Consider the following 18,320-nt stretch of genomic DNA (forward strand, 5'->3'; position numbering starts at 1 on the left):
GAAACGTGCGAGGCGGACCCCGCGGTGCGCGCGGGCGCGCACCGGGTGAGGGAAGGGGCCACTCACGCCGGGGCGGATACGGATGCAGGCGGGGCCGCGTGGGGAAGCGGCGGGCACGGCCGGCCCCGGGACGCGGGTTGCCGACACCGGACGGGCGGGGCACACTCGCGACGGGTGCGCGCGGCGGACCGGACCCGCGGGCCCGGCGCCGAAGGGCGAACGAACGGTGCGCCGGGCCGCGGGCGGTGCGGGGTCAGCAGGTCTTGCGCAGGTACTTGCCGGCCCCGATCGGACTGACGTCGAGGTCACGGCGCACGATGCTCAGTTGCCCGCCCCACTTCGAGCAGGCGTTGGCCATGCCCTTGGCGGTGTACTCGATCACGATCACGTTGTCGCCGAAGTATTTCGTGTAGTCGTTGCACTCTTTCCACTCGCCGCATTCCTCGGCGACGGCGAAGTCGAGCCCCAGGGCCGTGCGGTGCTCGGCCAGGTCGGAGGTGTTCTTCTGCGCGATCGCCAGGCCGCGTCGGTGCGCGTGGGCGGAGAGCAGCGCGATGTAGTCGCGGGCGTTGTCGTCGGTGAGCAGGCCCTCGGAGCGGGTGTAGCTGTCGTAGTTGTCCGGCTCGACGGCCTGGAAGCCCTTGCTCGCGCATTCGTCGACCAGGGCGTTCACCTTCGCGGCGACCGCGGTGCGCTTGTCGGGGGTGCGCAGGTCGAGCAGGGCTTCCTTCCATTTGCCGTCGTAGACGATCGAGCCGTCCGAGCGGCGCAGCAACAGGTCGGCCGGCCAGTCGCCCTCCGCCTTGGGCTGGGCCTGGAAGGCGTTGACGTAACAGATGTTGTAGAGCCCGGGGGCCGGCGTGGCGCCGTGGTCGCGGGTGACCACCCGGACCCCGGTCGGCGGGGCGTAGGCGCCGCCGATCTGGTAGTCGAAGCCGGCGTGTGTCGGCGGCAGGGTGATCGCGCCGGCGTTCGCGTTCGCGGCGGTGGTCGTGCTCGCCGCGCCGGCCGCCCGGGTGCCGGCGCCCGGGTCGTTGCTCGCGTCGGCGGACGTCGAGAGGAACAGGGTGCCCGCGATCGCCGCGGTGGTCGCCGTGAGCGCGGCGAGGCGTCGGGCCGATCTGCGCGGGAGGAAGGTGTTCATCATCGAACTCCAGATGCGGAGGATACGTCCCCGCCTCGGAGGTCCGCGGGGTTCGCGGGCGTCCTGGCGACATTGTCCGGGCTTGCGGCTTCCGCCGCCTACCGGCTGGGCGTACCTTTGACGCCGATTGCACTGCCCTCGGCGTCGCAGCAGTAAATCGAGCAACTTTCGTCATGTCAAGAGACCATCCGTGCGCGGGGTGCGCACCGGAGATGTCCGCCCCGACGCCGAAATAGCGGCTGTCGAACCTGTTTTGCGAACCCGTTTCGCGAACCCGTGACTGCGCGAATGCGCACGGATATGCTGCGCACATGTTGAGAACCGAGCGTCATGCGCGCATTCTCGAACACGTCTGTGCGAAAGGCAGCGTGAGCGTCGAGGAGTTGGCCGAGACCCTGGCGGTCTCGGGAGCCACCGTGCGGCGCGACCTCCAGCACCTGGACGCGATGAACCTGCTGCGCCGCACCCACGGCGGTGCCTCCGTGGGCAACATCGGCCTGGAGACGCCGATGCAGTACCGCAGCGAGCGCCGCCGACCGGAGAAGCTGGCCATCGCCCGAGCCGCCGCCGCGTTGGTGCCGGACAAGGCCGTGGTCGGACTGACCGGCGGGTCCACCGCGACCGAGATCGCCCGCATCCTCGCCGACCGGGGTCCCGTCACCATCGTCACCAACGCGGTGAACATCGCGGCCGAGATGGTCCTGCACAAGGACGTCACCCTGGTCGTCATCGGCGGCACCGCGCGCAACGAAAGCTACGAGCTGGTCGGCCCGATCGCCGAGAAGACCCTCGCGGACTACTTCACCGACGTGACCTTCCTGGGCGTGGACGGCATCAGCGCCGCGCACGGCTGCACCACCCACGACCAGCTCGAAGCCGCCACCGACCGGGTCTTCACCGACCGCAGCAGCCACACCGTCGTGGTGGCGGACAACTCCAAGATCGGCAAGGTGACGCTGGCCAGGATCTGCCCGCTGAGCCGGATCGGCCACCTGGTCACCGACCGGGACGCCGCACCGGAGGAACTGGCCGCGATCGAACAGGCGGGCGTCGTGGTGACCGCGGTGTGAGCACCGGGCGCGGTGAACCGCTTCGACGGTGCCCCCGAGGGCGGATCCGTCCGGAGCCGCGCCGAGGCCACGCGGTCGTCGACTACAGGTAGTCGTCCAGGCGGGCGAGGGCGAAGCCCTCGCGGGTGACCGCGTCCAGGACCCGGCGGAGCATCTGGGTCATGTCGCCCTTCCACTGCCCGGGGCCGCGGAAGTGGGTGAGGATGATGTCGCCCGGCTTGAAGACGTGGTCGTAGCGATACTCCAGGTGATCCGGGAAGGCTTCCTGGTTCCAGATCGGGAAGGCGACGATCCCGCAGGACCGCGCGGCGCGCAGGGTGTCCTCGTTGAACTCGCCGTACGGCGGCCGGAACAGGCGGGGCGTCTCGCCGATCTCGCGGGTCAGCTCGTCTTGTTGGCGGCAGATCTCCTGCTGCTGGCGGGCGTAGCCGAGCGTGCGCAGATCCGGGTGGTTGAGCGTGTGGTTGTTCACCGACACGCCCTGTTCGTGCAGCCCGCGAAAGTAGCCGTAGTCCTGGCGCGCCAGGTAGCCGCTGACGAACGCGCTGAACGGCACCTTGAGTTCGCGGACCATCCGGGCGAAGTCCGGGTCCTTCTCCGCGCCGTCGTCGATGGTGAGGAAGACCACCCGTTCGTCGGTGGGCACCCGATGGACCACGGCCGGCAGGTCGCCGTGGAACCTCACCCCGGGGCCGGGCCGCAACACCGGCCGGGTGGCGGGCGGCGCGGGCGCGGCGATCGGGGCGTCGGCCAGGCCCCACCTGCGCGCGGCGGCGACCACGCCGGCCCGTTCGCGGCGGGCGGCCGCCTCGCGTTGGGCCAGGTCCGGACGTGTGCCCCGGCCCTGTGCGCCTTCCTGCGCCGGCAACTCGGCCGCCGCCCGTTCCGGCGCCATGCCACCCGCCGCCTGCGGTCGCTGCGGGGCCGGCCGCGCCGCCTCGACCGGAGTCGCCGAGTCGGCGCATCCGGCGGTGGCCAGGCACAGGCACAGGCCCAGCGCGACACCGCAGCGGGTGAGCACTCGACGCGAGCGCGACGTCATCGATTCCACACAGCCCATGGCGGCGTCTGGTGCCCATTCCCGGCCCGATCCGAACCAGGACATTCGTTCGATCGCGGTCGGCGGGCCGGTCGACCGCGTGCCGGCGGCGCGCGGGTGTGCTCCGATCGGGTCGGCCGGTACCGGGAGTTGCCGCCGCCGAACCGACCGCGGCGTGATCGTTCGCCCCGCCGTGCCCGCCGCCGAACCAGGGTCGGCAAGAATGGGCGCGTACACACGATCGAAGTGCACACGACGCACGCACGATCGCAACGTAGCCGAGAGTCGAGCCGAGGAGGCAGGCGTGGGTGCCGAGAACGGGCAGTCCGCAGAGCAGGCGCAGCCGATCAAGCAGCGCAAGAACGGCCTGTACCGGGGTGTCTCGGAGGAACTGGCCGCGAACATGCGCGCCGGCTGGGCCGACACCGCGCGCGACGACCTCGCGCCGATCGAACAGGCCCCGAACACCGCCCGCCGCCGGGCCGCGCTGTCGGCCCGCTTCCCGGGCGAGCGCCTGGTGATCCCGGCAGGCAACCTCAAGACCCGATCCAACGACACCGAATACTCCTTCCGGGCGTCGAGCGAGTACGCCTACCTGACCGGCGACCTGACCCAGGACGGGGTCCTGGTCCTGGAACCGGTCGCCGACGGACATGAGGCGGTGTTGTACCTGCTGCCGCGGTCGAACCGGGAGAACGGCGAGTTCTGGCTGGACGGCCAGGGCGAGTTGTGGGTCGGCCGGCGGCCGGGGCTGCGCGAGGGCGAGGCGCTGTACGGGCTGCCGTGTCGCGACGTGCGCGAGGCCCCGACCGAGGTGGCGCGGGACGGCGCGAACGTGCGCATCGTGCGCGGGCACGACGCCGGGCTGGAGCGTGCGCTCGGCGAGCGGTCGAACGTCGAGCGGGACGAGGAACTGCGGGTCTTCCTGGCCGACGCGCGGCTGGTCAAGGACGAGTTCGAGATCGGCCGGCTCCAGGCCGCGGTGGACTCCACGGTGCGCGGCTTCGAGGACGTCGTACGGGTGCTGGACCGGGCCGAGGCGACCTCCGAGCGCTACATCGAGGGCACCTTCTTCCTGCGGGCGCGGGTCGAGGGCAACGACGTGGGCTACGGCTCGATCTGCGCGGCCGGACCGCACGCGACCACGCTGCACTGGGTCCGCAACGACGGCCCGGTGCGCGCCGGCGACCTGCTGCTGCTGGACGCGGGCGTGGAGACGCACACCCTCTACACGGCGGACGTGACCCGGACGTTGCCGATCACGGGCCGGTTCACCGAGATCCAGCGGCGCATCTACGACGCGGTGTTCGCCGCGCAGGAGGCGGGTATCGCCGCCGTGCGCCCCGGCGCCAAGTACCGCGAGTTCCACGACGAGGCGCAGCGGGTGCTCGCCGAGCACCTGGTGGCCTGGGGCATCGTCGAGGGGCCGGTGGAGCGGGTGCTCGAACTGGGCCTGCAGCGCCGCTGGACGCTGCACGGCACCGGCCACATGCTCGGTCTGGACGTGCACGACTGCGCGGTGGCGCGGACCGAGTCGTACGTGGACGGTGCGCTGGAGCCGGGCATGTGCCTGACCGTGGAGCCCGGGCTCTACTTCCAGGCCGACGACCTGACGGTGCCCGAGGAGTACCGCGGCATCGGCGTGCGGATCGAGGACGACATCCTGGTCACCGAGGACGGCAACCGGAACCTGTCGGCCGGTCTGCCGCGCGCGGCCGACGAGATCGAGTCCTGGATGGCCCGCCTGCGCGGCTGACCCGGATGCTCGCACCGAAGGCCGAAGGCCGCCCTCCCCGGCCCGGAGAGAGGGCGGCCTTCGGAGTGTGCGCCGGAGCGGCTCAGGGCTCGCGGCCGGCGACGCGGGCCAGGCGGGCCTCGATCTCCTCGCGGACCGGGCGATAGGCGGCGTCGGCGGCGTGCATCCGGGCCGCACAGTGCTCCCAGGCGCGTCGGGAGCGTCGGCCGCGGCCGGGGATCAGGTCGTAGCGGCGCAACCGTACGGTGCGGACGTCGACCATGAAGCCGGGCCTGGTGCGGATCCCGTGGGCCAGGCGGACCTCGGACTGGGCGGCCTTCAGTTCCTTCTCGAAGCCGTCGTGGGCCCACCACCAACGGGCCTCCTCGTCGGGATCGGCGGGGAGGACGGGATGACGTCCTTCGAGTCGGGTGATCGCGTACAGGGTGAATTCCAGTCCGTCGGGGATTCGCACCCACGCCATGGAGTCCCACGGCTTGGGGACGAGGCGGAAGGTCTCGCGATGCACGGTGGTCATCGGGGGCTCACCGGCCGGTGCGGCCGGCGTCGCGAACGCTCGCGCGGGCGGCCTCGATCAGCGTCGGACGGTCGATCGCCAGGTTGCGCAACACCCGGGCGGCCGTGCCGTGTTCGAGTTCGGCGACGGCGATCAGCACGTGTGCGGTGCGCAGTTTCCCGGGGTGTTCGGCCTTGGCGAGGGAAACGGCGCGCCGGAACACCTCGTTCGCGCTGCCGGTGGCGCGGTAGGGCCCGCGCGGGGCGGGGGCGGGGGGGGCGGCGGGGAGCGCGTCGGCGTCGATGCCGACCGAACGCAGCGCCGCGGCATGGCACTCGGCGAGCGCGCGGCGCACGTCCTCGACGCCGGCGCCGACGCCGGCCAGCGCGGTGCGGGCGGAGTCGTCCGGCACGGTGAGGGCGGCGATCAGCAGGTGTTCGGGGCCGGGGGATTCCTCGCCGAGGGTGCGGGCCTCCTCCTCGGCGCCGGTGAGCAGGCGCTTCATCGCACCCATGTCGTGTATCGCGCTTCGAATGCCCACGTGGGTTCTCCTTGCCTGGTCCGGTGGGTTACCGGTCCTGTTCCGGGGCTCGTCGGTTCGGTGACAGTCGCTTGTGGGCGGCCTGGGCGCTCATGCCCAGGGCCTGACCGATGTGGTTCCAGGTCCAGCCCTGGGCGAGTGCGTGGTCCACTGCGGATCGCTCCAGCGCGGCCGCGAGGTTGCGCAGTGCGACCACGGCCGCGAACGCATCCTCGGGATGCTCGGGCGAGGGAACGTCTTTGGCCTCGATCACGTATCAACTTTAGTTGATGGCGGATCGGCTCGTCAACAAAAGTTGATGACGGGGGCGGTCGTCGTGATGTCGTCGCGGGGCGATACGAAGAGCACATGACAGCAAGGTTCGACGCGCTCGACGACCGGGATGTCCCGCCCGCCCTCTGCGGATTCATCGAGCACTTCCTCTACTGGGAGCCCGGCGCGCTCGCCGGGCTCGAACACATCGGCGCCTACCTGGCCGGCCGCGCGGACCCGCCCGCCGGGCGGAACGCCCCGGCGCGGGTCGGCGGCGGCCAGTGGACCGGGTTCATCGGTCGAACCGGCGCGCTCGCGCTGCGCGCGGCGGCGCCGTCGACCCGGCCCGAACGCCGCGAACGGCTGCTCGCGCTGCTGGAGATCTGGGCGGACGGCGTGTTCGTCGACCCGACGGTGCGGATGCGCGTCGGCACGGTGCGCGAGCCGCAGCGCGGCGCCGTCCGGGACGAGCGCGGCGCCACTCTCCTGGTCGGCCACGTCCGGGACGGCGCCAACGTGCTCGAAGTGCGCACCGGGGACGCCGAACCACCCGCGCTGGGCCCGATCGAGGAACCCACCGACCTGCCGCACGGCGGTTGGGGCAGCGCCCGGCAACTGCGCGAACTGGTCGCCCTGGTGCGCGAGCGCGGGCCGATGCCGTGGGATCCGGACGCGGTGGCGCGACTCGCCGCCGACACCGGGATGTCCCGCGCCGCCGCCGCGCTCGCGCTGGCCGGCACGCCCGGGACGGGCATGTTCCGCAAGCCGTTCCTGGACCCCGACGAGCGTCGGGTGCTGGGCCTGAAGGCCGGCGAGGTCGATCCGGCCCGGGTCGAGTCGGCCCGGCTCGGCCCCGCGGGCTGGCTCGGCCTGCTCGCACAGGTGCTCCCGGCGGACCCCGCCGACCTGTGGGCGCCGGACGCCCCGCGCCTGCTGGCCGAGCGGATCGCCGCCGCGTGGCACGAACGCCACGGCCGACAGCTCCCGATCCCGGATACCTCGCGCGCGCTGATCGCCGAGCGGCAGCCGGAGTCGCCCGTGGCCGAACTATGCGAGGCGATGGCCGACTCCGCCGCCCACCCGCTGCTCGCCGAGAACCTCGACACCTGGCCGAACGCCCCGCACGACGGTGGCATCGGGCTCGTCGACGCCACCGGCTCGGTCACCGCGCCGTATCGGATGGTGGCGTTGCTGGCGGACCTGGCCGGACTCGTACCGACCGTGTACGCCGAACTGCCCGCAGGCGACCCGATCCGCGCGGGCCTGCCCGCCCTGGTGCGGAACGTCCGTGCCCGGCTGGACCACCCCGGGCTGCTGCTCGGCTGCGGGTACCTCTTCGATCGGGTCACGATCGACGACCTGCGCGAGTGGTTCGGGCCGCACCCGTACCACGGCCCGGAGCCGCTGTCGGTGCCCGCGTTCGACGACGGGCTGACCGTGGCCGTCGAAGCCGCGCCGCCGTCCTACTTCGGTCGACACCGACACCACCCCCGCCTGTTCTTCCGGCCCGCGCTGCTCGGCGACGACGCCCGCGCGCAGCGGCTCCAGGACACGCTCGGCCGCAGCGGCCAAGGCGTGATCGCGTCCGTGCGACGGCTGCGCGCAGAGCACTTCACCCGGATCGTCGCCCGGGTGGAGTCGGACGCGTTGCCGGTGGGCGCCTACGAGGCCAACCCCGCCGCGAGTGTGCCCGATCTGGTCGAACGCGTCGCGAAGGCGCTCGACCTGACCCCGGATTCGGCCGCCCTCCATCTGCAACTGCTCGCGCTGGAGGCGCCCACCGACCGCGGCGTGCGGACCTGGAACGGCTGGACGCCGACGCGGCACCGCAGAGCCGCCGCGGCGCTCGTGGACGCGGGCCTGGCGGTCGCCGACAAGCGCTCCCGAGCCGGGCGCGGCACCTTCCTGCCGGGCCCGTGGGCGCCCGCGGACAAGCCGTACCGGCCGATGGAGACCTGGAAGGCCGCCTTCCTCGACGTCGAGGTCTCCCGGCACACCGGCGAGATCCTGCGCCATGTCGTGCCGGAGCGCACGCTGCCCGAACTGTTCACCGACGCCTGGGCCTTGGTCGAACGGGGGGACGGGCCGCGATGACCTGTGGCGTCCGGAGCGCGCCCGGGCGGTGGGCGCTTTCGGAGTTCGGGTCGCGTCAGTGGGTCACGGCCGCCGCGGTGGCCAGGAGTTCGTCGGGTGTGCCGGTGAAGTCGGGCAGCAGGTGGGACGCCACGATCCAGGCGTCGACGTCCTCGCGCAGGTGCCCGCGCACCAGGTCGCCGGCGTAGTCGCCGCAGACGAGCAGGGCGTGTGCGGCCGGCCGGGCCCCGGAGAGGATCTCCGCCGGGGTCAGCAGGCCGTCGCGCAGCAGGTCGCCCACCTCCCAGATGAGCAGGTCGCGCACGGGCGGGTCGGTGACCAGCGTGCGTGCCACCGCGGGTGATCGGATCGACCCGGAGGAGAAGAAGCCCGGTTGGCGCCGGACCAGGGTGGAGATCAGCGCTTCGGGGCAGTCCGGGTGATACGCCGCGATGGCGACGGCCGGGTCCCGGGTGGGGGCGGGCGTGGGATCGGGTTCCTCGGCCAGGCGCGTCCACAACGCCGGGGGCACCCGGGGCGGCAGCGCGCGCAGCGGTCCCGGGGCCGGCCAGGTCGTCGCCACGTCCGCCGCCGACGCGCAACCCTCGACCCGGTAGTGGATCCGGCCATACCGGGGATCGAAGAACCAGATGCCCTCGTCCGCGTCCGAGAGGGTCTTGACCACCTCGGGGGTGAGCTCGTCGCCCATCGCCTCCAGGGCCCGAACGGCGTCGTGCCGTGCGGTGATCCGCCGGGCCAGCCGGTGCGGCAGCATGCCGGGCCACCGGCGGGCGAGCGCGACCGCGACGGCCGGCGCCGGGGTGTGCCGGCCGGCGGCGAACGCGCGCAGGTCCGCCGGATCCAGCGCGGCCACCACCTCGGCCGCCAATTCCGGCGCGGCCCGGCTCAGCAACAGCGACAACGGACTCGCGGCGCCGCGCAGCGGATCGCCGGTGCCGGCGGGCACGTCGATCGGCGGCGCCGGTGCGCGGGATTCCGCCGCGTCGGCCCCCGGTTCGGGTGGGCCGGTCGGCCGGGCCACGTGGCCCAGCAGTTCGGGGACCGTGCCGGGATATCCCGGTCCCAGCCGGGCCAGGCGCAACCAGCCGGCCACGTCCTCGGGCAGCAGGGGGCCGAGCGCGGTCAACAAGGGGCCGAACGTGGCGGTCTGCGCGGAGCGCGGGGCGAAGTCGTCGACCGAGCGCAGCACATGCCACGCGGGGCGGGCCGTGTGCAGGAAACGCTCCGGAGTCACCACCTGCTCCAACAGCGCCCGCTCCAACGGGCGGTGGTTGTGGTCGACCGTGAAGTCCAACTCGACCACCGCCTCCGGCGGGCAGCCCTCGGTGCCGGCCAGCGCGGCGGCCACCGCAGGAGTGAACGGGGTCTGCCGATGCGCACGCAACAACGCGTCCCAGTCCGGCGGCCCGTCCATGGTCGAGAGCACGTGTCGGGCCTCGGCCCGCCGGATGCCGCGGGCCCGCAACAGGGCGATCAGCTCGTCGCCGTCCGGTTCGGCGCAGGCTCCGACCTCCAGCAACATCAGGCCCTCGGGCGCGTCGAGGGCCGCGCGCACGACCGGGGCGATCACCCTGGTGCGGTATCGCCCGACGGACAACGCGGCGAACACCGCCGCCGGTCCCTCGGCCCGCCACAACCCGGCCAGGGCCCGGAGGCGGGCCTGCTCGACATGGGGCAGATCCGGCAGCCGACCCAGCACGCTCAGCCCGTGCCGGAGCAGTCGCGCGTCGCGCGCATGGGCCAGGGCCATCGCGTATATCCGGGTCCGGGTGGTCGACAACAGCTCGTACAGCGCGGGATCCGGGGCGCGATCGCGGCTCAGGATCCGGCGCCGGAGACGGGTGTCGGCGCGCGGATTGACGAAGACGTGCCGATCCACCTCGGGGTCGTCGAGCGCCACCAGTTGCTCCAGCACCGCGCGCCGCAGCCGATCGTGCCGGGCGAGCGCGAGATGGTCGCTGCGCTCGCCGTGCGTCAGCGCGTAGTCGACCACGGCCGGGACATCCGACAGTTCGGCCAGCAACCGACCGCGTCCGCCCGGGTCGCAGCGGGCCGCGAGTCGGGTGACCAGGTTCGGATCGGCGTGCCGCCACAGCGTCGAGATGGCCCTGCTCAGCACGGTCCTTCGCCCCTTCCGTCCGCGCCGACCCCCGGCGCGCGGGCGCCGACCTGCCGCCGCCCATCCGATCAGTGTGGCAGCGCAACGATTCGACCAACCGCCCGGCCACCCGAACTCGCCGCGCCACGGCCCCGGTTGCGGCTCGGCCGCGCGAGGGCGGGCCGAGCCGCGGGGGTCAGCGGGAGCCGGTCAGGTGGGCGAACAACACCGTGTTGTCCTGGTAGCCGCCCTGCTCGGGGTCGTAGTCGCCGCCACAGGTGATCACACGCAGTTCGGCCCGGTTCAGGTCGCCGTACACGCGCTGTGTGGGGAAGTCGGATTTGGCGAAACGTTCGACGGTGTCGACGGTGAACACCGCGATGCTCCGGTCGGCGCGGCGGATCTCTACGGTGCCGCCGACGCGCACGGTGCCCACGTCGTAGAAGACGGCGGGGCCGGTCGTGGAGTCGAGGTGGCCGACCAGCACGGCGGGGCCCAGTTCGCCCGGGGTCGGTCCCTGGTCGTACCAGCCGGCTCGCCGCTCCGGGTCGGGGGGCGGTACCTGAACGGCGCCGGCGGCGTCGAGGCCGACGGCGGTCAGGGGAGCGTGCAGGCCGATCTCCGCGATGTCGATCGCGGCCGGCTCGGAGCGGGCCAGGAGCGGACCCTCGACCGCGGGTGCGGCCGGCGCGGTGTCGGTCGGGGAGGGGGCTGCCGTGGACACGACCTTGGGGGCGGCGGTGGCCGCGGCCGGTGGTCGTTGCGCCCGGTATCCCATGACGGCCAGCACGATGCCACAGATCAGCACCGCGACGGCCGCCGCCAGGAGGAGGCGGCGGCCGGCACGGTGGACGGGAGGTGTGTCAGCCACGCAGGCTGCCCCGACGCAGCACGAACGCGCCGACACCGGCACCGGTGACGGCGAGGGCGGCGCCGAGACCGATCAGGTTGTCGTCGGCCCCGGAGGTGCCACCGGCGCCGCCGGCGACGGAGCCGACCGGGACGGTCCTGGTCTGCGTGGTGTGGGTGGTGTGGGTGGCCGCCACCGGGCGGGCCTCGTGGTGACGGTTGGGCGTCACGTGCTTGGCCTTGTGCGGTGCGGGCTTCCACTCGGGCTTCTTGCCGGGCTTGTGGTCGACCACGACGGTCTTGTGGTTGTTCACCACGTTGGTCGTGTGGATGTGGTTGTTGGTGACGTGGTTGTTCGTGACGACGGTGTTGGTGACGTCACCGATGATCACGGTCGGCGTGTCGTCCGACTTGTGACCCGGCTTGTGACCCGGCTTGTGGCCGGGCTTGTGGTCCGACTTGTGGTCCGACTTGTGGTCGGACTTGTCGTCCGACTTGTGGTCCGACTTGTGGTCGGACTTGTCGTCCGACTTGTCGTCCGACTTGTGCTCCGACTTGTCGTCCTTGGGCTTTTCGGCCGGCTTGTGAGCCGGCTTGTCCATGGGCTTGTCGTCCATGGGCTTTTCGGCGGGCTTGTGGGCGGGCTTCTCGGCAGGCTTGTGCGCCGGCTTGGTCGAGCAGTCGTGCGCCGGACGGGGGCAAGTCGGGGCGCCTTCGCCCCGCTTGGCGCCCGGCTCGTCGGCGGATCCGTTGGTGGCGCCTGACGCCTCGGCCTTGATGTCCTTGGTCTGCGCCCCGGGGCCTTCGGAGGCGGCGGCGGTGCCGCCCATGGCAACGGCCAACAGGCCGGCGGCTACGGTGCTGCAAAAGACACGAGTGGTACGCATCAGGGACAATCTCTCCTTTGCAGCCGACGCGTGATCGGTGGTCCGATGGAGGACGCGGCGGCAAAACGGAAAGTTGCCTCTTGGGGTGCGAAAATCACCCTAAGTAGCCTTAAGTAACACTTATGGGTGATCCATTGGGATCTGCAGATGCCGGCCATCGACCCCGCAGACGAACCACTTCCCACCCTCGCGCCGCAGCTCAACGGCATAGGGAGAGGCCGAATGGTCCTGTCCCGTGACGTTCACATTCACCGTCGCCATGTCGTCCTCCCGGACGGAGCTGTCCATCGAGAAGGTGAACCCGGCGCCCTCGCCTGCCAATACCCGCTCGGCGTTGCCGCCGTGTGTGCCGCCGCAGTCGCCGTAGAAGGGCGCGGGCGACGTGCCGGCCGCGACGGCGCGCAGGTAGTCGCGGGTGACGTCGTGGACCGGGCCGTCGAACATGGTCGGTGTCATGGAGCAGGCGGCGACCGTCAGGGCGGCCAGGGCCGGCGCGATACCGGACAGTGCGCGGGCGATTGGTCTTCGCCCGGAAGCGGGATTCGTTGCGATGCCGGCCATTGTGGTTCCCCCCACGGTTGTCGAGACGGGTGAAAGGTAGCGCGAACGTGCGTGCGGGTACTGGGGCTTGTCCCTCGGGATGGTTGCGGGGGGTGGATCGGTCCGGGATATTGCGGACGAGGTCGATTGCCCTTACCCGGAAGGGGATTGGTGAGCATGAGGTCTGATCGCCGTATGGTCGGTGCCGGCCGGGGGCGTGGTCGGCGGCGTGCGTTGTGGGTGCGGGTGGTCGGGGTCGTCGCGGCGGGTTTGTCGGTGGTCGGGGTCGGGGTGGTGCCGGCCTCGGCGGGTGAGCCGGGTGGGCCGGTGGTGCCGGTGCCGGACTGGGCGGCCTGTGTTCAGGATGCGGCGTTCGAGTGTGCGAATGTCGTGGTGCCGCTGGACTATCGCGAGCCGGGTGGGCGTACGTTGACGCTTGCGGTGATTCGTCACCGGGCGGTGGATTCGCAGCGGCGCCTGGGTGTGCTGGTCATGCAGCCGGGTGGGCCGGGGAACTCCGGGGTGGACTTCGTGCGCGGCAACTACGCCGCGCTGCCTGCGGAACTGCGGGAGCGGTTCGATGTGTTCGGCTTCGATGCGCGCGGGATCGGGCGGAGCGCGCCGTACGAATGCTGGGACGACGCCCGGTATGCCGAAGAGGTCGGTCGGTCGCCGGGGCACCCGGGGGCGGCCGGGTTCGAACGGGCGGTTGCCACCGCGCGGGACTTCGACGCCGCCTGTGCGGCCAAGGCCGGTGACGTGCTGCCGTTCATGGGTACCGACTATGTCGCTCGGGACCTGGACCTGCTGCGTCAGGCCCTGGGGGAGCGCCGGCTCTCGTTCTACGGACGCTCGTTCGGCAGCTTCGTCGGCACCGTCTACGCGGACCGATATCCGCGTCGGGTGCGCGCCATGGTGCTCGACGGCGCCTACGATCCGGTGCGCTACGCGAGCCGACCCTACGCGTACGACCGGCCGCAATATCTGGCGCTGGACGCCGCGATGGGCCGCTTCCTCGACTGGTGCACGAGCGATCCGGCCGGTTGTGGATTCGGCGCCGGCGATGCGCGCGGTGCGTTCGCCCGGCTGATCGACGAACTGGACGCACACCCGGTGGCCACCCCTTCCGGAGCGCTCGCCAACGGCTACACGCTGGTCTATCGGCTGATGTTCAACATCAACGAGGGCAAGGCGATCTGGCCCGCGTTCGGCGCGGCGCTGCGGCAGGCGGAACTGCGTGACGGCACCGCGTTCGTGCTCCGGCCGCCGTCGGCGGCGAGCTTCGACTTCCTCACCGCCAACGTCGCGGTCGAGTGCGTCGACCGGGTCTATCCGCGGGACCCGGCCGAGTTGGAGCGCAACGTACGGGCCAATGTGCGCGACGCGCCCCTGCTCGGTCCGGCCATCGGGTTCGGGCCGCCCACCTACGACCACAACCACGCGCCGGCCTGTGTGCAGTGGAGCGGCGAGCGGGTCAGCCGGCATCAGGGGTCGTACCGGGCGCGTGGTTCGGCGCCCATCCTGGTGCTGGGCACCACCGGCGACCCGGACACCCCGTACCGGGACGCGGTCGCGCTGGCCGAACGCCTGGACAACGGTCGGCTGCTCACCTTCCGCGCCGAGGGGCACACCGCGTTCGGGCGCAGCGCGTGTGCCAAGGCGGCGGCGACGGCCTACCTGAGCGAGCTGCGTCTGCCGCCGCGGGGCAGCGTCTGCGCGGACGAGGTGGATCCGACGACCACACCCGGTGCGGCGCGCTCGGCGGGTGTGGCCGGCCCCGGCTTCGACGAGGGATACGAGCGGATCGGCTGACGGGAACACCCATGCGGCGTCGTTTGTTCTCTTCGCGGGTGAGTAGGCGAATCAGTCAGGAGTTGTGAGATGAGTGCTCAGGTGCAGAAGGCGGTTCTGGCCGGCGGATGTTTCTGGGGAATGCAGGACCTGATCCGCAAGCAACCGGGTGTGACGGCGACCCGGGTCGGTTACTCGGGTGGTGACGTGCCGAACGCCACGTATCGCAACCACGGGGACCACGCCGAGGCGATCGAGATCGTTTTCGATCCGTCGGTGACGACCTACCGCGACATCCTGGAGTTCTTCTTCCAGATCCACGACCCGACCACCCGCGACCGCCAGGGCAACGACATCGGGCGGAGCTATCGCTCGGCGATCTACTACGCCGACGAGCAGCAGCGGGCCACGGCCGTCGAGACCATCGCGGACGTGCAGGCCAGCGGGCTGTGGCCGGGCGAGGTGGTGACCGAGGTGGAGCCGGTGGGCGACTTCTGGCAGGCCGAGCCCGAGCACCAGGACTACCTGGAGCGCTACCCGCACGGCTATACGTGCCATTTCCCGCGACCCGGCTGGAAGCTGCCACGGCGCGCCGACGCCTGATCGTGGGTGACCGCGCCCCGTACCGGACCCCGGTGCGGGGCGTCGCCGTGTCCGGGTGGAACTGTCGGTCGGCCGGCCGCGTCCCCCACCGCGGATCGACGTAGAGTCTCCCAAGCTTGGGGGGCCGGCGAACGCGGGACGGCACACGATGACCACGACTCCAGGAATCGACGACGAGGGCCGGGACGGCGGGGAGCCGCCGCGCATCCTCGTCGTCGACGACGACCCGGCGATCCGCCGCGCCCTCGAACGCGGCCTGCGGCTGGCCGGCTACCGGGTGCTGCTCGCCTCCGACGGCGCCGCGGCGCTCGCCGTGACCGGCACCGCCGAGCAACCCGACCCCCGCGCACCGCACGTGATCGTGCTGGACGTGGCCATGCCCGGGTGCTCCGGCATCGAGGTGTGCGCCACGCTGCGGGCCCGGGGCATCGAGACCCCGGTGCTGATGTTGTCCGCCCGGGACGAGACGGCCGACCGGATCACCGGCTTGGAATCGGGCGCGGACGACTACCTGGTGAAGCCGTTCGACCTGCGCGAACTCGAACTTCGGCTGGGTGCGCTGCTGCGCCGCCGACCCCCGACCACCCCGGACGACGCGGTGCTCCGGGCGGGCCCGCTGGTCCTGGACGCCGGCGCGCATCTGGCCACCCACGAGGGCGAGCCGGTGAACCTGACCAGGCGCGAGTTCGCCCTGCTGGACGTGTTCGTGCGCAACGCCGGCCAGGTGCTGACCCGTGATCAACTGCTGGCCCGGGTCTGGGGATACGACTTCGAGGTTCGCACCGACGTGGTGGACACCTTCGTCAGCTACCTGCGCCGCAAGCTGGAGGCCGGCGGCCGGCCGCGCCTGCTGCACACGGTGCGCGGGGTCGGCTTCGTGCTGCGGGTGCCGGACGGCCGCAGATGAACCTCCCCCGGGAGCGGGCGCGTCGCCGGCCGACCATGCGGCTGTCCACCCGGATCGCGCTGGCGGTGGGTGTGCTCGTGCCGCTGCTGGTGATCGCCGCCGGAATCCTGGTCGTGCGCTGGGTCACCGCCGATGTGACCCGCCGCCAGGACATCGCCCTGCGGCAACGTGCCGAGCACCTGGCACCGGATGCGCGAGCGCTGCTGCGCGCCGTGGAGAACGAGCGGGAGAACGCGGTCCGCGCCCGGGAGAACAAGCTGCTCGACGGCGCGCTCGACCTGGGCGTGCGGGTCGAACTGCCCGGCGGACCGGTGTCCGCGGGACCGCAACCGCCCGCGAACGTGCCGCTGCCGGACGCCCGGCATCGCGGCCCGGTCACGGTCCGCGCCGACGGCAAGGCATGGCGCGTGGTCTCCCGCCCGCTCGGCGCGGCCCGAGGCGGCACGGGCATCCTGCGGGTGTTCCAGCCGACCACCGAGACCGACGCGCGGTCCGCGTTGCTGCGTCGGCGCGTGCTCGTCGTGGCCGCGTTCGCGGTACCGATCTCCGCGCTGGCCGGCCTGGTCGTCGGCGCCGGCGCGACCCGATCGCTGGGGGCGCTGCGGCGGCGCGCGGCGGCGATCGAACCGGATGACGACGCGCGCCCGGACGTGCACGTGCCGTCCGGCGTCGCCGAGGTGGACGACCTCGGCCGCACGCTCGCGGTGGTGCTCGGTCGCTACGACACGCAGACCGCCCGCACCCGCGAAGCACTGGAGACGGCCCGCGCGTTCGCCGCGACGGTGGACCACGAACTGCGTGGGCCGCTCACCGGCATCCGCACCGACCTGGACGTGCTCGCGGCCTATCCCGACCTGACGCCGGCCGAGCGCGGCGAGATCCTGGGCGACCTCACGGCCGGGCAGGAGCGCATCCTGTCGTTGCTCGCGTCGCTGCGCGCGCTCGCCCAGGGGGACCTGGCCGACGAGCAGGCGTTCGAACGGGTGGACCTGGGCGAACTGGCGCACGAGGCGGCCCGGGACGCGCGGACGCGGCATCCCGGCGCGGACGTGCTGGTGTCCGCCCCGCAGGAGATCCGGGTGCACGGGCTGCGGCCGGGGCTGCGGTTGCTTCTGGACAACCTGATCGGCAACGCGCTCGTGCACGGACGCGGACCGGACGGCGCGGCCTCGATCCGGATCGGGGTGCACGCCGACGCCGGTGGGGCCGCCCGGATTCGGGTGGACGACGACGGACCGGGGATACCGATCGAGCGGCGCGACCAGGTGTTCGAGCGGTTCCGTCGCGGCCCGGACAGCCCGGGGGCCGGCCTGGGCCTGACCCTGGTCGCCCAGCAGGTGGCGCTGCACCGGGGGCACGTCGCGATCGGTACCGTGCCGCCCGGATCCGGTACCCGCGTCGAGGTGCTGCTGCCTGGACGGCGCGCGGACGAGCCGACGGGCGCACCCGGACAGATCCGACGCGACTGGCTGACCCGCGAACCGACGGAGTCCGGGGCGGGCCCACAAGAACCCCACAGACAGCCCACATGATGCCCACAGAACAGGGTCCTACCGTCGCGGCACGCCACCCCGCAGCGGGGCGGTGAACCGTGAAACTCGGGAGAACCACCATGCCTCGCCGTAGCACGACCGCACCCGGACGATTCGCGACACTCGGCGCCTTCGCGGCCCTGACCACCATCGCGGCCCTGGCCGCGGCACCCGCCGCGCAGGCCGGCGCCATGCCCGGCGCCGACAAGCACAAGCCGGGCATCTGCAAGCGCGTCCCCGCCATCGACACCCGATTGGGCAAGGCGATCGACCGGCTGAACGGCGGCGCCGACGCGAAGGGCTCCATCGCCCACCTCCAGGCGCGGATCGCCACCGCCGACAAGCTGAACCGCCCGGCGGTCAAGACCTACCTGAACGACAAGCTGACCACTCGTCAGCGTCTGCTGCCCGAACTGCAGCAGCGGCGCACCGACCTGGCGAACGTGAAGACCTGGTGCGACACGCAGCAGCCCGCCGCGGGCAAGTGATCGGCACACCGCGCCGGCGGGCCGCCGCGGTGCTGCTCGCGGTGCTCGTGCTCGGCCCCACGCTCAACGCGTGCGGCGGATCGAACGACGACCGCGGCGGCGGCTCGGCGCCCGCGGGCAGCCGGGCCACACCCACCGACCCGCCGTCGAGCCTCGCGTCCATCGTCGACGAGGCGGAGCAGGCGGCCGACCGCGCGGACCGGGACGCCGAGGCGCCCGAGACCCCGCCGGGC

At 72.6% G+C, this 18,320-nt stretch carries 17 protein-coding genes and 1 pseudogene; 9 read left to right on the plus strand and 9 right to left on the minus strand.

What is annotated here, in order from left to right:
* Positions 1–253 precede the first annotated feature (253 nt).
* Positions 254–1,144, minus strand: coding sequence for an endo alpha-1,4 polygalactosaminidase (locus ACFXMF_RS20205; protein WP_379991595.1), 891 nt, complete (start codon positions 1,142–1,144; stop codon positions 254–256).
* A gap of 311 nt (positions 1,145–1,455) precedes the next feature.
* On the opposite strand from ACFXMF_RS20205, the gene ACFXMF_RS20210 reads away from it, so the two are divergent.
* Positions 1,456–2,214 carry a DeoR/GlpR family DNA-binding transcription regulator gene (locus ACFXMF_RS20210; protein WP_360312306.1) on the plus strand — a complete coding sequence of 253 codons (759 nt, stop codon included), beginning with the start codon at positions 1,456–1,458 and terminating at the stop codon, positions 2,212–2,214.
* 82 nt (positions 2,215–2,296) lie between these two features.
* Here the strand turns inward: ACFXMF_RS20210 and ACFXMF_RS20215 are convergent, their stop codons facing one another.
* Positions 2,297–3,256 (minus strand): polysaccharide deacetylase family protein, encoded by a 960-nt coding sequence (locus tag ACFXMF_RS20215; RefSeq protein ID WP_360312472.1) that lies wholly within the window; start codon positions 3,254–3,256, stop codon positions 2,297–2,299.
* 301 nt (positions 3,257–3,557) lie between these two features.
* On the opposite strand from ACFXMF_RS20215, the gene ACFXMF_RS20220 reads away from it, so the two are divergent.
* On the plus strand, positions 3,558–5,009 hold the full coding sequence (locus ACFXMF_RS20220; RefSeq protein WP_379991594.1) for an aminopeptidase P family protein: 1,452 nt from the start codon (positions 3,558–3,560) through the stop codon (positions 5,007–5,009).
* An 82-nt stretch (positions 5,010–5,091) separates the two neighbouring features.
* Here the strand turns inward: ACFXMF_RS20220 and ACFXMF_RS20225 are convergent, their stop codons facing one another.
* From ACFXMF_RS20225 to ACFXMF_RS20235, 3 genes are read right to left on the minus strand one after another with little or no spacing between them, the layout of a single operon-like run.
* The gene (locus ACFXMF_RS20225; protein WP_360312302.1) at positions 5,092–5,526 is read right to left on the minus strand and encodes a hypothetical protein; all 435 of its coding nucleotides are present in this window, start codon (positions 5,524–5,526) and stop codon (positions 5,092–5,094) included.
* Between the two features lie 7 nt (positions 5,527–5,533).
* Positions 5,534–6,046 (minus strand): Clp protease N-terminal domain-containing protein, encoded by a 513-nt coding sequence (locus ACFXMF_RS20230; RefSeq protein WP_379991593.1) that lies wholly within the window; start codon positions 6,044–6,046, stop codon positions 5,534–5,536.
* A gap of 28 nt (positions 6,047–6,074) precedes the next feature.
* Positions 6,075–6,299 (minus strand): helix-turn-helix domain-containing protein, encoded by a 225-nt coding sequence (locus ACFXMF_RS20235; RefSeq protein ID WP_360312298.1) that lies wholly within the window; start codon positions 6,297–6,299, stop codon positions 6,075–6,077.
* Positions 6,300–6,394: 95 nt separating this feature from the next.
* Between ACFXMF_RS20235 and ACFXMF_RS20240 the strand changes: the two genes are divergently transcribed.
* Positions 6,395–8,392, plus strand: coding sequence for a hypothetical protein (locus tag ACFXMF_RS20240; RefSeq protein WP_380020706.1), 1,998 nt, complete (start codon positions 6,395–6,397; stop codon positions 8,390–8,392).
* A 55-nt stretch (positions 8,393–8,447) separates the two neighbouring features.
* Here ACFXMF_RS20240 and ACFXMF_RS20245 read toward each other — a convergent pair whose 3' ends face one another.
* From ACFXMF_RS20245 to ACFXMF_RS20260, 4 genes are all read right to left on the minus strand, one after another.
* Positions 8,448–10,511, minus strand: coding sequence for a hypothetical protein (locus ACFXMF_RS20245; protein ID WP_360312294.1), 2,064 nt, complete (start codon positions 10,509–10,511; stop codon positions 8,448–8,450).
* Between the two features lie 175 nt (positions 10,512–10,686).
* Positions 10,687–11,361, minus strand: coding sequence for a class F sortase (locus ACFXMF_RS20250; RefSeq protein WP_360312292.1), 675 nt, complete (start codon positions 11,359–11,361; stop codon positions 10,687–10,689).
* Positions 11,354–12,226 carry a hypothetical protein gene (locus ACFXMF_RS20255; protein ID WP_379991174.1) on the minus strand — a complete coding sequence of 291 codons (873 nt, stop codon included), beginning with the start codon at positions 12,224–12,226 and terminating at the stop codon, positions 11,354–11,356. The genes ACFXMF_RS20250 and ACFXMF_RS20255 overlap by 8 nt, the downstream gene beginning before the upstream one ends.
* 120 nt (positions 12,227–12,346) lie before the next feature.
* A complete protein-coding gene (locus ACFXMF_RS20260) occupies positions 12,347–12,787 on the minus strand; it encodes a hypothetical protein (protein ID WP_360312288.1) in 441 nt (146 codons plus the stop codon).
* Between the two features lie 156 nt (positions 12,788–12,943).
* On the opposite strand from ACFXMF_RS20260, the gene ACFXMF_RS20265 reads away from it, so the two are divergent.
* The 6 genes and pseudogenes from ACFXMF_RS20265 to ACFXMF_RS20290 all read left to right on the plus strand — a co-directional run.
* Positions 12,944–14,578, plus strand: coding sequence for an alpha/beta fold hydrolase (locus tag ACFXMF_RS20265; RefSeq protein WP_380017995.1), 1,635 nt, complete (start codon positions 12,944–12,946; stop codon positions 14,576–14,578).
* Positions 14,579–14,647: 69 nt separating this feature from the next.
* Positions 14,648–15,160, plus strand: a complete 513-nt coding sequence (msrA, locus tag ACFXMF_RS20270) for a peptide-methionine (S)-S-oxide reductase MsrA (protein ID WP_360312284.1) — start codon at positions 14,648–14,650, stop codon at positions 15,158–15,160.
* A 148-nt stretch (positions 15,161–15,308) separates the two neighbouring features.
* On the plus strand, positions 15,309–16,067 hold the full coding sequence (locus ACFXMF_RS20275) for a response regulator transcription factor (protein WP_360312282.1): 759 nt from the start codon (positions 15,309–15,311) through the stop codon (positions 16,065–16,067).
* Positions 16,064–17,599: a HAMP domain-containing sensor histidine kinase gene (locus ACFXMF_RS20280; RefSeq protein ID WP_360312280.1), complete on the plus strand. Its 1,536-nt coding sequence runs from the start codon at positions 16,064–16,066 to the stop codon at positions 17,597–17,599. The genes ACFXMF_RS20275 and ACFXMF_RS20280 overlap by 4 nt, the downstream gene beginning before the upstream one ends.
* Before the next feature lie 80 nt (positions 17,600–17,679).
* Positions 17,680–18,087, plus strand: a complete 408-nt coding sequence (locus ACFXMF_RS20285) for a hypothetical protein (protein WP_360312278.1) — start codon at positions 17,680–17,682, stop codon at positions 18,085–18,087.
* Positions 18,084–18,320, plus strand: a pseudogene (locus ACFXMF_RS20290) (hypothetical protein); the annotation flags it as partial. The gene ACFXMF_RS20285 and the pseudogene ACFXMF_RS20290, both read left to right, overlap by 4 nt.

The organism is Embleya sp. NPDC059213, assembly GCF_042754445.1.
In the GTDB taxonomy this organism is placed as follows: domain Bacteria; phylum Actinomycetota; class Actinomycetes; order Streptomycetales; family Streptomycetaceae; genus Embleya.